Annotated in this window: 14 protein-coding genes and 1 pseudogene; 10 read left to right on the top strand and 5 right to left on the bottom strand. The window is 63.7% G+C overall.

The features are described from left to right. Window positions 1–20 precede the first annotated feature (20 nt). From RV1423_RS02370 to RV1423_RS02360, 3 genes are all read right to left on the bottom strand, one after another. Entirely contained in the window at window positions 21–899 is an 879-nt protein-coding gene (locus RV1423_RS02370; RefSeq protein WP_034292733.1) for a pirin family protein, read from the bottom strand. A gap of 25 nt (window positions 900–924) precedes the next feature. Beyond that, a complete protein-coding gene (locus tag RV1423_RS02365) occupies window positions 925–1,788 on the bottom strand; it encodes a pirin family protein (protein WP_034292731.1) in 864 nt (287 codons plus the stop codon). A gap of 88 nt (window positions 1,789–1,876) precedes the next feature. Beyond that, window positions 1,877–2,257 (bottom strand): DoxX family protein, encoded by a 381-nt coding sequence (locus RV1423_RS02360; RefSeq protein ID WP_034292730.1) that lies wholly within the window; start codon window positions 2,255–2,257, stop codon window positions 1,877–1,879. 164 nt (window positions 2,258–2,421) lie between these two features. Here RV1423_RS02360 and RV1423_RS02355 point away from each other — a divergent pair, with 164 nt between their 5' ends. Then, window positions 2,422–3,342, top strand: coding sequence for a LysR family transcriptional regulator (locus RV1423_RS02355; protein WP_034292729.1), 921 nt, complete (start codon window positions 2,422–2,424; stop codon window positions 3,340–3,342). 10 nt (window positions 3,343–3,352) lie between these two features. Here RV1423_RS02355 and RV1423_RS02350 read toward each other — a convergent pair whose 3' ends face one another. Both RV1423_RS02350 and RV1423_RS02345 read right to left on the bottom strand, forming a co-directional pair. Then, window positions 3,353–4,345 (bottom strand): GlxA family transcriptional regulator, encoded by a 993-nt coding sequence (locus tag RV1423_RS02350; protein ID WP_034292727.1) that lies wholly within the window; start codon window positions 4,343–4,345, stop codon window positions 3,353–3,355. Window positions 4,346–4,405: 60 nt separating this feature from the next. Beyond that, complete coding sequence (locus RV1423_RS02345) at window positions 4,406–5,587, bottom strand: MFS transporter (RefSeq protein ID WP_197034862.1); 1,182 nt, start codon at window positions 5,585–5,587, stop codon at window positions 4,406–4,408. 191 nt (window positions 5,588–5,778) lie between these two features. Between RV1423_RS02345 and RV1423_RS02340 the strand changes: the two genes are divergently transcribed. From RV1423_RS02340 to RV1423_RS30540, 9 genes and pseudogenes are all read left to right on the top strand, one after another. After that, entirely contained in the window at window positions 5,779–6,309 is a 531-nt protein-coding gene (locus RV1423_RS02340; RefSeq protein ID WP_034292722.1) for an isochorismatase family protein, read from the top strand. A 99-nt stretch (window positions 6,310–6,408) separates the two neighbouring features. Further along, a complete protein-coding gene (gene fnr, locus RV1423_RS02335) occupies window positions 6,409–7,161 on the top strand; it encodes a fumarate/nitrate reduction transcriptional regulator Fnr (protein ID WP_034292720.1) in 753 nt (250 codons plus the stop codon). A gap of 12 nt (window positions 7,162–7,173) precedes the next feature. Next, a complete protein-coding gene (locus RV1423_RS02330) occupies window positions 7,174–7,890 on the top strand; it encodes a phosphatase PAP2 family protein (protein ID WP_034292718.1) in 717 nt (238 codons plus the stop codon). A 20-nt stretch (window positions 7,891–7,910) separates the two neighbouring features. After that, a complete protein-coding gene (locus tag RV1423_RS02325) occupies window positions 7,911–8,858 on the top strand; it encodes a diacylglycerol kinase family protein (protein ID WP_034292715.1) in 948 nt (315 codons plus the stop codon). A 2-nt stretch (window positions 8,859–8,860) separates the two neighbouring features. Beyond that, a complete protein-coding gene (locus RV1423_RS02320) occupies window positions 8,861–9,679 on the top strand; it encodes a metallophosphoesterase (protein ID WP_034292713.1) in 819 nt (272 codons plus the stop codon). 117 nt (window positions 9,680–9,796) lie between these two features. Then, complete coding sequence (imuA, locus tag RV1423_RS02315; RefSeq protein WP_034292711.1) at window positions 9,797–10,492, top strand: translesion DNA synthesis-associated protein ImuA; 696 nt, start codon at window positions 9,797–9,799, stop codon at window positions 10,490–10,492. Then, window positions 10,422–11,888 carry a DNA polymerase Y family protein gene (locus tag RV1423_RS02310; RefSeq protein WP_034292708.1) on the top strand — a complete coding sequence of 489 codons (1,467 nt, stop codon included), beginning with the start codon at window positions 10,422–10,424 and terminating at the stop codon, window positions 11,886–11,888. Before imuA ends, RV1423_RS02310 begins: the two co-directional genes overlap by 71 nt. A 15-nt stretch (window positions 11,889–11,903) precedes the next feature. Then, entirely contained in the window at window positions 11,904–15,068 is a 3,165-nt protein-coding gene (locus RV1423_RS02305) for an error-prone DNA polymerase (protein WP_034292706.1), read from the top strand. 41 nt (window positions 15,069–15,109) lie between these two features. After that, window positions 15,110–15,229 (top strand): annotated as a pseudogene (locus RV1423_RS30540) (zinc-binding dehydrogenase); the annotation flags it as partial. Window positions 15,230–15,245 lie beyond the last annotated feature (16 nt).

Below are 15,245 nucleotides of genomic sequence, written 5' to 3'. Positions count from 1 at the left end.
GCGGTCGGAGGCAGCGAAACTTATTTTTCAGGCAACGGAATCCATTCCACTTCGCCAGGAATTGCCGCAAACACCGACCGGTCCTGCGCGCGCCACGCCAGCTTGGCGCTCTCGATCAACTCCTTGCTGCTCGCCACGAAATTCCACCAGACGAAGCGCGGACCGTCGATAGGCTCGCCTCCCAGCAGCATGAACAGCGTGTCGCTCTGCGCCGTCAACACCACCTCGCCGCCCGGCTCCAGGATCGCCAGCACGCCGGCGTCCAGCGCCTCGCCGTCCAGCGATGCCGAGCCGGTCACTACATACACCGCGCGTTCGCTGTAATCGGCCGGCAAGGTCAGCGTGGCGCCGGCCTTGATGCGCCCGGACAGATACAGCGTCGGACTGGAGGTCCTGACCGGCGACTGCTGGCCATAAGCCTTGCCGGCCAACAGATGCAGACTGGCGCCGTCCAGCTCGATGCGCGGCATGTTGTCTGCGGGATAGTGGCGGAAGCTGGCTTCGCCCTGCTCTTCATCCCTCGGCAACGCCACCCACATCTGCAAGCCGTGCACCGGTACCTTGCCGTCGCGGATGTCGTCCGGGATGCGCTCGGAATGCACGATGCCGCGCCCCGCCGCCATCCAGTTGACCGCGCCCGGCGTGATCCGCTGCACCATGCCGAGGCTGTCGCGATGCATCATGGCGCCGGAGAACAGGTAGGTCACCGTGGCCAGGCCGATGTGCGGATGCGGGCGCACATCGCCTTCGGTGGTGCCGCTGTCGAATTCCACCGGGCCCATGTGGTCGAAGAACACGAACGGGCCGACGGTGCGCACGGCGGCGGCCGGCAACAGGCGGCGCACCGGGAAGCCGATGTCGCGCACCAGGCCGTGGATCAGATGACGGATGCTGCTCATGTGACGTTCCTTTATCAAAAAAGTATCAGAAGCGGCCGGCGCGGAAATCGTCGATCGCCTGCTCGACTTCCTCGCGGGTATTCATCACGAATGGCCCCCATTGCGCGATTGGCTCGTTCAACGGCTGACCGGCGATCAGCAGGAAGCGGCTGTCCTTGCCGGCCTGAATCTCCACGCCTTGCGCTCCCGGCGTATTGCTCAGGATCGCCATGCGGCCGGCGGAGGCTACGCGTTGATCTTGTCCGATCAGCAACTCGCCCTCGTACACATACAGGAAGGCATTATGCGTCGCCGGAATCGGCAAGGCGAGCCGTTTATTGCCCACGATATCGGCCGCGATGTGGATATCCAGGTACAGCGGAGCGGTGGTCGGCCGTTCGACCGCGCCCTTGACGCCGAACGCCTCGCCGGCCAACACGCGCACCTGCACGCCCTCTTGCGGCGTCGCTTCGGGAATGCCTGTCGACGGGATGTCGCTGTAGGCCGGCGTCGTCATCTTGTCGCGCCCGGCCAGGTTCACCCATAACTGGAAACCGCTCATGAGGCCGTCTTCCTGCTCCGGCAACTCGGAATGCACCAGGCCGCGGCCGGCGGTCATCCATTGCATGCCGCCCGGTTCCAGCAAACCTTCGTTGCCGGCATTGTCGCGGTGACGCATGCGCCCTTGCAGCATGTAGGTCACAGTTTCGAAGCCGCGATGCGGATGGTCGGGAAAGCCGGCCAGATAATCGTCCGGTTCGTCCGAATGAAAAGCGTCCAGCATCAGGAAAGGATCCAGGCGGCGTTGCAGATCATGCGTCAGCACGCGGGTGAGGCTGACACCTGCGCCATCCTGGGTCGGGATGCCGTTGACCAGCCGTTCGAGCTGGCGGGTAAAAGTGGTGCTCATGGTATTTCTCCTGTTGGGGGGATGGCAGCTCCGGGAACTGCCGTCGCCTGATGGTCTGGATTGATGCGTTTTTGATGCGTTTGGCGGCTTACTCGGCTGGCTTGATCGACCAGAAAACCAGCAAACCGCCGATGATGGACAAGTTCTTCAGGAAGTTGGTCAGTTGGCCTTGCATGGCGGCCGGATCAACGGCCCAGAAACGATGTGCGGCCAGGGTCGCGCCGACGGTGAAGACGGCGATCAGCAAGGCGGACGGACGCGCCAGGCGGCTGCCGCTCATCAGCGCCAGACCGGCGCCGACTTCGACGAAGATCGTGACGATGACGGCCAACGTCGGCGCCGGCAAGCCGAGGCTGCCCATGTAACCGACCGTGCCGGAAAAGCCGATGATCTTGAAGATGCCGGAAACCACGAACAGCGAAGCCAGCAGGATGCGTCCGAATGTGTAAGCGGATTTGGAAATGGTCATGATGAAACTCCCTGAAAATTGTTTTGGATAAAGCGTAAGTGTCCGGTCAATAACTCTGAAACGTGGTGAATCAGAAAGCAGAGTCAGAATAATGCGAATTCCCACGACAAGAAATTGATTATTTTTCTATAATCAATATCTAATAAATAGATAATGTTGCCTCCATGAACATAGAACGCTTCTCCCTCGACCAGTTGCGCGTATTCGTCCAGGTCGCCGACAGCGGCAGCTTTTTGGCTGCATCCCGCTTGCTGGGCCGCGCCCAGTCGGCCGTCAGCTACGCCATCGGCACGCTCGAAAACCAGCTCAGCGTGGCGCTGTTCGACCGCAGCGGCTACCGGCCGCAACTGACCGACGCCGGCGAAGCCTTGTTGCGCGACGCACGCCAGGTGCTGGACCAGGCCGACTCGCTGCAAGTGCGCGCCAATGCGTTTTCACAAGGACAGGAACTGGAAGTGGCGCTGGCGGTGGACGTGTTCTTTCCCACCGATTGCCTGGTCGATTTGCTGCGCCGTTTTCGCGATGCTTTCCCGGCGGTGACGATGCGGCTGGAAATCGAGGCGCTGGGTGCGGTCGCCGAGCGCGTCATTGACGGCCGCTCGATGCTGGGTATCCTCGGCACCTTGCCGACCACGCCGCCGAACCTGCTGCGCGTGACGCTGCCGAGCGTGACGATAGTCGGCGTGGCGTCGCCGCAGCATCCATTGGCGGCGGTCAAGGGCAGGATTCCCGACAAGCTGCTGTCGCAGCAAACCCAACTGGTGCTGAGCGACCGCAGCGAACTGACCGCACGCCAGGATTTCTCGGTGCACTCGCGGCTGTCGTGGCGCATGAGCGACCTCGGCACCAAGCATGCGTTGTTGCGTGCCGGCATGGGCTGGGGCTATATGCCGGAACATGTGGTGAAAGACGACCTGAAGTCGGGAAAGCTGGTGCGGATCCTGACCTCGCAGCACGCCCCCGAAGGCATGGCCCTGCCGATCCAGTGCGTATACCGGCCCGACTATCGCGCCGGGCCGGCCTTGTCGTGGTGGCTGGATTCGCTGGCGGCGCTGACGACGCTGGATGGGATCAGCGTCACCTGAAAAACCGCCCCTAATGCGCCGAAAACCGGCTGCGGTACTGCGCCGGACTCACCCCAAGCTGACGCTGAAACACCCGCCGCAAGTTCTGTTCCTCGCCGTGGCCGGTTTCGGTGGCGATGCTTTTGAGCGGCAGATCGGTTTCCTCCAATGCGCGGCAGGCGGCTTCCAGACGCATGGCTTCCACCGTCTTGGCCGGCGTGCGGCCCTGCTCGGCGACGTAGGTGCGGGCGAATGTACGCGGACTCATGTTGACCCGGCTGGCCAGGTTTTCCACCCGCAGGTCGTTTTTCAGATTGCCCGCAATCCAGGCGTGCAATTCGGCGAAACGGGCGTTTTCCGACGATTGCGACACCAGCGGCACGCTGAACTGCGATTGTCCTCCCGGCCGCTTGATGAACATCACCAGTTGCCGCGCCGTGGCGATCGCCACCTTGTGGCCGTAATCCTGCTCGATCAATGCCAGCGCCAGATCGATGCCCGCCGTGACGCCGGCCGAAGTCCAGATGTCGCCCTCGCGGATGAAGATCGGTTCGGGATCGACCTCGATCGCCGGATATTGCTGCTGCAGCCGCAGCGCCCAGTCCCAATGCGTCGTGACGCGCTTGCCGTCGAGCAATCCGGCGGCGGCCAGCAGGAAGGCGCCGGTACAGACCGAACACACCCGGCGCGCCCTGGCGGCATTCTTCCCTATCCACGCCACCAGCGCGGGATCGGCTTCAAACGCTTCGCCGACGCTGCCGCCCGGCGCGATCAGCGTGTCGATCGCTTGTCCGTCGAGCGCCTCCAGCGGTTCGGTTGTCACGGTCAGGCCCGCACCGGTCAGCAAGGCGCCGCCCTGCGCCGACAGCACGCGCACTTCGTACAACGGGCGCGGTTCGCCGACGCCCGCCGCCGGTCCGATGCGACCGGCCGTGACGAAGGATTGCAGCGGCCCGCTGAGGTCGATCAGGTTCATGCCCGGATAGGCCAGCAATACAACGCGCAAGGTCTTGCTGTGCTTCATGGTTCTCTGTGTCCCCCTCAATGATGGAAATGATGGAAGTGAATCGTCCCGGATCGCGCCTCAGGCCGACGCCGCCGCTTTGGACGGATTGGCCGCCGCCATCCAGCGCATGTTGACAAGCGCGCAGATCAGCAGCAGAGGCAGGATGGCGACATTGAGCGCCGACCAGCCGTAATGCTCCAGCAGAGGTCCGGCCCCCAGCGTCGCCAGCGCGGTAGCAGCATAGCGCAAAAATTCAGACAATCCTTGCGTACGTGCGCGCTCACTGGGTTGGTACGATTGCGCCAGCAGGGTGGTGCCGCCGACGAACATGAAATTCCAGCCGATGCCCAGGCACAGCAAGGCAATATAGAACGCCGGCAAGGTCGTCGATGCCATCGCGATCAACGCACAGGCCAGATTGAGCGCCACGCCCGTCAACACAATCGGCCCCAGCCCGAACCGCTTGATCAGATGGCCGGCAAAAAAGGATGGCCCGTACATGCCCACCAGATGCCACTGGATGATGCTGGCGCCGTCGTCGATGCCGTGGTGGCAGGCCACGGCCGCCAGCGGCGCGGCGGTCATGATGAACATCATTACCATCGAGCCGACCACATTGTTGGCCAGGGCCGCCATGAATACCGGCTGACGCACGATCTCCGAAGTCGGACGCGGCGGCGCCTGCACCGCCTGCACCGATGGCGCATCCGCGCCCACCGTTTCGGCATCGCGATAAAAACCCAGCAAGACCACGATCGACAACAGGCTCATCAAGGCCACCATCAGGTAAGCGCCCGCAAACAAGGCCGTCGGAAACAGATCCTTGCTCCAGGCGGCCAGCGCCGGCCCCAGCACGGCGGCGATCACGCCGCCGGTCAGCACCATCGAGATCGCCCGGCTCTTGAGTTCGGTATCGACCGCATCCGCCGCCGCCAGCCGGTAATACTGGGCGAACGCCTGGAACACGCCAACACCGGCCGTGCCGATGCAAAAGCTCCAGAAATTTCCGTTGAAGACCGACCACACCGAAATTGCGCCGCCGACTGCGCCCGCCAGTGCGCCCAGCGCAAAGCTCAGGCGCCGTCCCAGCCGCTGGATCAGGAACGCCGCGAACCAGGTCACCACCGCCCCGGCCACCGTGATGAGCGCAAACGGCAAGGTCGCCAGCGCCTTGTCCGGCGCCAACTGGTAACCGGTCAATGCCGTCAATGTCAGGTCGATCGAAATGGCGCAGGTATATAGCCCCTGACATATAGCCAAGATGCGTGCATTGCGATACCCTGACCGGCTATAAGTCTCGGGTAAGGAAGACTGGCTAACATGCCGGTCTTGCTGTGATTTTGGCGAGTCCACATTTTTCCTTTGAGAATTGGCGATGGGAAATTGTCGAATCCAGGCAAAATGTCGTCAACGACACAAATCGTTCAATTCCTGCCACCCAGGAGATATCCATGCTGATCAATGCCAACGAGTCCGCCCTGCTCATCATCGACGTCCAGGAAAAACTCATGCCGGCGATCCACGACGGCGCGGCGGTGCTGGCGCAGAACATCCGCCTGGCGACCATCGCCAGCCTGCTCGGGCTGCCCGTGATCGCGACCGAGCAGACGCCGGAAAAACTGGGCCCCAATCATCCCGACATCAAAAAGCTGTGCGACCGCACGCTGGTCAAGACCCATTTCGACGCTTGCGTCGACGGTTTGCCGGCGGCTTTCTTGCCGGCATGCAAGGAAATCGTCATCAGCGGTTGCGAAGCCCATGTCTGCATGCTGCAGACAGCCATGACGTTGTTGCAAAACGGCTATCGCGTGTGGGTGGCGACCGATGCCGCCGGCTCGCGCAAGACGTCCGACCGCGACGCCGCTTTCACCCGGCTGGCGCAGGCGGGGGCACATCTGGTCACGCTGGAAATGGTGGCGTTTGAATGGATGCGCGACAGCCGCCATCCGTTATTTAGAGAAGTATTAAAACTAATCAAATGAAAAATGAATCAAGTTTAATCAAGTTTAATCAAGTAAACTTGTACCATCAGACTTACAATAAATAATCACAGCAGGACCATAACAGGAGTCAACGCCCCTATGCCCACTCTCTCCAACGCCGCGCCGGTCCCGATTCTGCAGGCGCTCAAAGCCGGTTGTTCAGCATGCAGTCTGCATCAGCTATGCCTGCCCATGGGGCTGGACGAATCCGACATGGTCCGGCTGGACCAGATCATCGGCCGCCGCCGCCGCATCAAGCGCGACCAGACCCTCTACCGCATGGATGATTCCTTCGACATGCTGTATGCCATCCGCCTCGGCCATTTCAAAACCTATCAGGTCAACAGCAACGGCAGCCAGCAGATCACCGGCTTCCAGATGGCCGGCGAGCTGCTCGGCATGGACGCCATCGGCGCCAGTCGCCATCAATGTGAAGCCGTCGCGTTGGAAGACAGCGAAGTCTGCGAGATTCCGTTCAGCCAGCTCGAAGAATTGTTTCAGGACATGCCAGCACTGCTGCGCCAGTTCCACCGCATCATGAGCAAGGAAATCTCGCGCGAGCAAGGCGTGATGCTCACGCTCAACAGCATGAGCGCACAGCAAAAGCTGGCCGCCTTCCTGGTCAACCTGTCATCGCGCTATGCCACGCGCGGCTATTCCGCGACCCGTTTCCAGTTGCGCATGACGCGCGAAGAGATCGGCAATTACCTCGGACTGGCCGTCGAGAGCGTCAGCCGCCTGCTGTCGACGCTCAAGAAGAACGGCATCGTCGAGGTCAATCATCGCGAACTGGAACTGTTGGATTTGCCGGCGCTGCGCGCCATCGCACTGGGTGCCGCTCCTTGCTCGTAGTTTCATAGAGGTATGTCTCTACGTTCGTCGGATAAACCGTCTTTCCTGCAAGCGCGCCTGGCGCGCGACCATTACCTGGGACTGCCGCTGACCACCGGCATGCTGGCGGTTTTGTGCGCCTGCGCCCTGTTCACGCTGGTAGCCGTGCTCGCTTTGTCGCCGGGCGTGCTGGCCGACCTGGACCGACACATCGCCGACTGGTTTCATGCGCGCGCCACGCCTGCGCTGACACTCGCCGTGCTGGCTTACACCCATTTGCACAGCACCATCGGCATTTGCGCCATGAGCCTCGTGCTGACGTTCTGGCTGGTGCGACGCCGTGCATGGACCTGGCTGCTGACGCTGGCGGCGACGGTGCCGGGCGGCATGCTGTTCAATTACTGGCTCAAGCACCTGTTTCAGCGCCTCCGCCCCCAGTTCGAAGACTCCATCCTGGTCTTGCACAGCTACAGCTTCCCCAGCGGCCACACCGTCGGCGCGACCTTGTTCTATAGCGTGCTGGCAGCCTGGCTGACCAGCCTGCCGGACAATGCCGCACGCCGTCCCGCGATCATCGGCATGGCGGCAGTCCTGACGCTGCTGACCGGACTGAGCCGGATCTATCTCGGCGCGCATTTTTTCAGCGACGCGCTGGCCGCCATGCTGGAAGGCCTGGGCTGGTTTGCCTTATGGGCAACGATTATTTTTACCGTGCAGCGGCACCAATTGGCGCAGAAGTCTTCAAACTGATTTTCACGAATGTTCCGCCAGTGACAGTCAAACCCGAATCGCCCCGCCACCCCGCCCATGTCGCCGTCATCATCAACGCCCGCGCCGGCAGCGGTCATTCGCAGGAACTGGCGCAACGCGTCATGGACGGTTTCCGGCAACACCAGATTCAGGCCCAGGTCATGCTCGCGGAAGACGGCATGCAACTCATCGGTGCAGCACGTGCGGCAGTCCACGCTGGTACGGACATCGTCGTTGCCGGCGGCGGCGACGGCAGCGTCAATGCAGTCGCGTCGGCTGTCAGCGGCAGCAATTCCGCACTCGGCGTGCTGCCGCTGGGCACCCTCAATCACTTCGCCAAGGACCTGCACATCCCGCTGCTGCTGGAAGACGCCATCCGCAACATCGCCGAAGGCCGCCGGCTCGTCATCGATACCGCCGAAGTCAACGGCGTGCTGTTCATCAACAACTCCAGCCTGGGCCTGTACCCGGACATCGTGCGCAACCGCGAAAAACAGCAGCACCGCTTCGGTCGCGGCAAATGGCTGGCATTCTGCCGGGCCGCGATGGAGGCGTTGCGACGCTACCCTTTCCTCGATGTGCGCATGCTGGTCGGCAACACCGAACATCGCCGCCGCACGCCCTTCGTCTTTATCGGCAACAATGAATACCTGATGGACGGCCTCAATATCGGCAAGCGCAACACCCTGGCCGACGGCAAGCTCAGCCTGTACGTATGCCACCGCACCGGCCGGCTCGGTCTGGTGCGGCTGGCGCTGCATGCGCTGTTCGGACGATTGCGGGAAGCGCGCGACTTCGACGTCCTGAGCGCCAGGGAAATCGAGATCGACACCCATCATCGCCGCGCCAAACGCCTGCGCGTCGCCACCGACGGCGAAGTCACCATCATGCAGACGCCGTTGCTGTATCGCATCCGCCCGGCGTCGCTGACGGTCATCGTGCCGCCATCCTCAGTACAGGAGGCCTGAGCATGCGCACCATCGTCCATCTCTCCGACCTGCATTTCGGCCGCATCGACGAAGCCGTCATCCCGCCGATCATCGCCCAGATACACGACATCGCGCCGGACCTGATCGTGGTTTCCGGCGACCTGACCCAGCGCGCGCGCTCCGAACAGTTCAGGCAAGCGCGCCAGTTCCTGGACGCCTTGCCGCAGCCGCAGATCATCGTGCCGGGCAACCACGACATTCCGCTGTTCAACGTCGTGGCGCGCTTTTTCAGCCCGCTGACCAAATATCGCCGCCACATCACGCCGCAGTTGCAGCCGACCTTCATCGACGAGGAAATCGCCGTCATCGGCATCAATACGGCGCGCTCGCTGACCATCAAGGACGGCCGCGTCAACGACCGGCAAATCGAAATAGCGCGGCGCGAACTTTCCACGCTCGGCGACCATGTGGTGAAGATCATCGTGACGCACCATCCTTTCGATCTGCCGCCCGGACCGCGGCACCACGACCTGGTCGGCAAGGCCTTGCCCGCCATGCGCGCGTTTGCGATTTGCGGCGCCGACATGCTGCTGGCCGGCCATGTCCATGCCAGTTCCGCCGTCAGCAGCGCCGGACGCTACGACATTCAAGGCTATTCCGCGCTGGTGGTGCAGGCCGGCACCGCCACCTCGACCCGCAGCCGCGGCGAAAGCAACTCCTTCAATGTACTGCGCGTGGAAGCGCATCGGATCGTCGTGGAGCGCATGAGCTGGCAAGCGGAGCAGGGACTTTTTGCACCGGCGGCGGCGCAAACTTTCACGCAACGCGGCAACGCGTGGAGTCAGACCGTTACGCCCTGACGGCAGACAATCACCCTGCCGCGGTTGCGGTCCTGCAGCGCATTTGGGACACATTTCATCCCACGTTCCCTTTGATGCCTTTATACTGTATATTTATACAGTATTTGTATATGCATCATGGCGCTCGTTTCCCCTCAGCACATCCACGCCTCGCTCTGGCTTGCCTCTCAGCTCGCCCGTGGCGGCATGCATTGCATCGATACCGGTTTTGCCGCGTTGTCGGCCGAATTGCCGGGACAGGGATGGCCGACCGGCGTCCTCATTGAATTTCTGCTGCGACAAGCCGGCATCGGTGAATTGCGCCTGCTCGGTCCGGCCTTGCAATCGCTGGCGCCGCGCCGCATTGCGCTGGTGCAGACGCCGCATGCGCCGCAAGCCATCGGCTGGCGCCAGATCGGCGTCGATGCCGCCCGGCTGCTGTCGGTGCGCGCGCCCACCAGCGCCGATGCCGCCTGGGCCGCCGAACAGATATTGAAATCCGGCAGTTGCGCCGCGCTGCTGTTCTGGCAGCGTCATCTGCGCAAGGACAGCCTGCGCCGGCTGCATCTGGCGGCGCAAGGCGGCAATACCCTGTTCGTCATGCTGCGCCCGCTCAGTTGCGCCCGGGATGCCTCGCCGGCGCCGCTGCGGCTGTCGCTGGCGCCGGCCGCCGGCGGCATCGATGTCGGCTTCGTCAAACGGCGCGGGCCGCAGCGCGATGACCCCTTGTTTGTTTCCTTGCCTTCTCTGAATCTTTTTCATCATGCGCCTGTGGATCGCCGTACACCTGCCCCTGCTGCCGCTGGAAGTATTCCATCCGAACTGGTCGGATGAAACCGCCGCCGTCGTGCTGGAACACACCCGCGTCATGGCGGCGTCGCAATCCGCCTGCGACGCCGGCGTGCGCTACGGCATGCGGCGCGGCGGCGTACTGGCTTTGCTGCCGCGCGCGCAAGTGCATGAACGCGCCCCCGGTCGCGAAGAACAGGCGCTCTCCGGCGCAGCCACCGCCTTGCTGCAATACACGCCGCTGGCCAGCTTCACCGGCGACGCCACCATCCTGCTTGACATCGGCGCCAGCCTGCGTCTGTTCGACGGCATCCGCGCGCTGTGCCGGCGTGTACGCGACACCATGCGCCAGCTTGGCCTGACGGCGGCCATCAGTTGCGCGCCGACCGCCGCCGGCGCCGCCTTGCTGGCCCGCCATGTCCGCAACAACGCCAGAATCCTGAAAGAACAACGCCTGCATTGCCGGCTCGACCGGCTTCCCGTCGCCGCCTTGCCGGCAACGGCCCCCTACCTCGACTGGCTCGAAGGCATCGGCTGCCGCACCCTGGCCGACCTGCGCCGCCTGCCGCGCGCAGGCTTGCAGCGGCGCGGCGACGAGCACATGCTCGATGCGCTCGACTGCGCCTACGGCGACGCGCCGGAACTGCATGCCTGGATCGAGACGCCTCCCAGTTTCCGCCAGCGCATCGAACTGAGCGAACGCATCGAACATGCCGATGCCACGCTGCATGTCGTGCAGTCCTTGCTGGCGCAGTTATGCGGCTGGCTGGCCGCACGCCACCTGGCGGTCACGCAGGTGCGCGTGCAACTGGAACACGAACGCGGCCGGCAAGCCGTCGCACCCACGCCGATCGACCTTGCCCTGGCCGAACCGACCTGGCAAGACGCCCATCTGATACGGCTGATGAAAGAGCGGCTGGCGCAACTGGAGATCGTCGCACCCATCATCGCCATCGTGCTGGAAGCCGCCCGCACCGAAGCCATGGCGCCGGTCAGCGACAAGCTGTTTCCCGAACCGGGCGGCACGTCTGAGGATTACCGCCGCCTGCTCGAACTGCTGGTCGCGCGCCTGGGCCCCGGCCAGGTACTGCATGCGTCGCCGCTGCCCGACTACCGCCCGGAACAGGCCAATCGCTGGATCTCCGTCATGGAGCCCGCCGCGCCGCTCGATGCGCGGCCGCTGCCGCCGCGCCCGGCCTGGCTGCTGGAACAGCCGGTTGCGCTGGCCGTACGCCAGCACCGTCCCTGGTACGGCTCGCGCCTGCGCCCGGTGTCGCCGCCCGAGCGCATCGAGGCTGGCTGGTGGAACGGCCTGCTGGCGACGCGCGATTATTACATCGCCGAGGATGCCAATCATTGCCATTACTGGATTTACCGGGAACGCATCGGCGATGTCGACGGCATCGACCCGCATTGGTACCTGCATGGCATGTTCGGCTGAGCGCAAGGAGCAAGCATGAGTTCCGACACACCTCCATTTGCCGTCCCCGATTACGCCGAACTGTTCTGCCTGTCCAACTTCACCTTTCTGGAAGGCGCCTCGCATGCAGAAGAGCTGGCCGCGCGCGCGGTACAGCTCGGCTACACGGCGCTCGCCATGACCGACGAATGTTCCTTGGCCGGCGTCGTGCGCGCGCATGTGGAAACCAGGAATGCAGGCATGAAGCTGATCATCGGATCGTATTTCCGCATCGAATGGGAACCCGGGAAACCACCCATGAGCCTGATCGCGCTGGCGCAGAACCGCGAGGGTTACGGCAACCTGTCCGAGTTGATCACGCTGGGCCGCACCCGCGCCGACAAGGGCAGCTACCGCATCGGCATCGATGACTTCTCCGCGCCGCAGGCGTCGCACGCCCATCTGCGCGGCCTGCCCGATTGCCTGCTGATCCTGGCGCCGCATTATCCCGCCGACGCCGACCTGCTGGAACAGCAGGCAAGCTGGCTGGCGGCGACCTTCCCGCAACGCGCCTGGCTCGGCCTGACCCGGCTTTATCGGCCCTTCGACGACCTGCATCGCGGCGTCATCCAGGAGGCCGCCGATCGCCACGGCCTGCGCGTCGTCGCGCTCGGCCAGGTCAATATGCATGTGCGTTCGCGCAAGCCGCTGCAAGACACGCTGACCGCCATCCGCCTCGGCAAGGCGGTCGGCGACTGCGGCTACGACCTGGCGCCCAATGCCGAACAGCACTTGCGCTCGCGCCTGCGGCTGGCGAACGTTTTCCCGGCGGCGGCGCTGGAAGAAACCTTGCGCATCGCCGCCATGTGCACCTTCAAACTCGACCAGTTGCGCTACGAATATCCGGAAGAACTGGTTCCCGACGGCCAGACGCCGGCCGCCTATTTGCGCCAGGAAACCTATCTCGGCGCGCACATGCGCTATCCCGGCGGCATCCCGCAACAGGTTGCCGACCAGATCGAGCACGAACTGACGATGATCAACGACATGGCCTACGAACCGTATTTCCTCACGGTCTACGACATCGTCCGCTTCGCGCGCGATCACGGCATCCTGCGCCAGGGCCGGGGTTCCGCTGCCAACTCGGTGGTCTGCTATTGCCTGGGCGTGACCGAAGTCGATCCGACCTGCTCGGTCATGCTGTTCGAACGCTTCATCAGCAAGGAGCGCGGCGAGCCGCCCGACATCGATGTCGACTTCGAACACCAGCGGCGCGAAGAAGTTATCCAGTACATCTACCGCAAATACGGCCGCATGCGCGCCGCCATCGCCGCCGCCGTACACACTTACCGGCCGCGCGGCGTGTTGCGCGACGTCGGCAAGGCGCTCGGCGTGGATGCGTCCATCGTCGACAAGGTCGCCAAGTCGCACCAGTGGTTCGACAACCGCTACAACATGCTGGAACGCTTTGCCGAATGCGGCCTCGACCCGGAATCGCCGATCGCCCGCCAGTGGGCCATCCTGGCCTTGCAACTGATCAAATTCCCGCGTCACCTGTCGCAACACAGCGGCGGCTTCGTGATCGCGCGCGACAAGCTGTCGCGATTGGTGCCGATTGAGAATGCCGCCATGCCGGATCGCTCGGTGATCCAGTGGGACAAGGACGACCTCGAATCGCTCGGCCTGCTCAAGGTCGACGTGCTGGCGCTGGGCATGCTGTCGGCCTTGCGGCGTGCGCTGGAACTGGTCGGCAAGCGGCGCGGCATGCCGTTCACGATGCAGGATATCCCGCGCGAAGACCCCGTCACCTACGACATGATCTGCAAGGCCGACACCATCGGCGTGTTCCAGATCGAAAGCCGCGCCCAGATGAGCATGCTGCCGCGGCTGAAGCCGCGCCGCTTTTACGATCTGGTGGTGCAGGTGGCGATCGTGCGGCCGGGGCCGATCCAGGGCGGCATGGTGCATCCCTTCCTGCGCCGGCGCGAAGGCCGCGAACCCGAAACCTATCCCAAGGAAATCCTGCGCCAGGCCCTGGAGCGCACGCGCGGCGTGCCGATCTTCCAGGAACAGGTCATGCAGATCGCCGTCCTCGCAGCCGGCTTCACGCCGGGAGAGGCCGACGGTTTGCGGCGCGCCATGGCGGCCTGGAAACGCAAGGGCGGCATGGAAAAATACGAAACCCGGCTCATCCAGGGCATGCTCGAACGCGGTTACGAAAAGGCGTTCGCGCAAGCCATCTTCCGCCAGATCCAGGGCTTCGGCGAATACGGTTTCCCCGAAAGCCACGCCGCCAGCTTCGCCCTGCTCGCCTATGCCAGCAGTTGGATCAAATGCCATGAGCCGGAAGCCTTCCTGTGCTCGCTGCTCAACAGCCAGCCCATGGGGTTTTATTCGCCGTCGCAACTGATCCAGGACGCCCGCCGGCATGGCGTGCGCGTACTGCCGGCCGACGTCATGCACAGCGATTGGGAAAGCACGCTGGAAAATATCGACGCCCAGCATCCCGATGCCCGCCCCGCAGTGCGCCTCGGCCTGTCCCTGATCGGCGGCATGAAACAGGAACCGTCGCAAGGCATCGAACAGGCGCGCCGCGCGCATCCCTTCACCGACCTGCAAGACCTGGCCCGTCGCGCCGGCCTCGACAAGCGCGACCTGCAGGCGCTCGCGGCCGGCAACGCCCTGAGCGCGCTGAGCGGCCATCGGCGCGAGGCCCTGTGGCAGGCGCTCGATGCCGCGCCCGCCAAAGACTTGCTGCACGCCGCGCCGTCGCGGGAAGACGCCTTGCAATTGCCGGCGCCGTCGGAAGCCGAGGACATCGTCGCCGATTACCGCAGCGCCGGCCTGACGCTCGGGCGCCATCCGCTGGCCTTGCTGCGGCCGATCCTGAGCAAGCGTAAATTTCTTCCCTATGAAGTCATGGCCACTTTCCAGGACGGCCAGTTCGCGCGCGGCTGCGGCATCGTCACCGTGCGCCAGCGCCCCGGCACGGCCAAAGGCGTGCTGTTCATCACGATCGAAGACGAGACCGGCTCGACCAACGTCATCCTCTGGCCGTCGCTGGTGGAAAAACAGCGCAACGAAGTCCTCAACGCCACGCTGTTAGGCGTCTACGGCATCTGGCAGACCCATTCAGGCGTCAAGCACCTGGTGGCCAAACGCTTAGTCGACCTGTCGCATCTGCTCGGCGAAATCCATGTCGGCAGCCGCGATTTCTGCTGAACGGCTCGCCGCACGGCGCCAGCACGGAATCGTTCGCCGGCGCCAAGCGGCTGCATCCTGTCATCGACCGCGTGTTCGGCTTTGAAGAAGCGCCACAGGCATATGCCTATCTGGAATCCGGACAACAGTTCGGAAAAATCGTCGTGAAGGTCGCGGACTGAGGATAGAATGCCGGCC

The organism is Herbaspirillum sp. RV1423 (assembly GCF_000577615.1).
GTDB lineage: Bacteria > Pseudomonadota > Gammaproteobacteria > Burkholderiales > Burkholderiaceae_D > Herbaspirillum.
The sequence above is the reverse complement of the archived record's forward strand: the minus strand, read 5'-3'. Positions and strand labels throughout refer to the sequence as shown.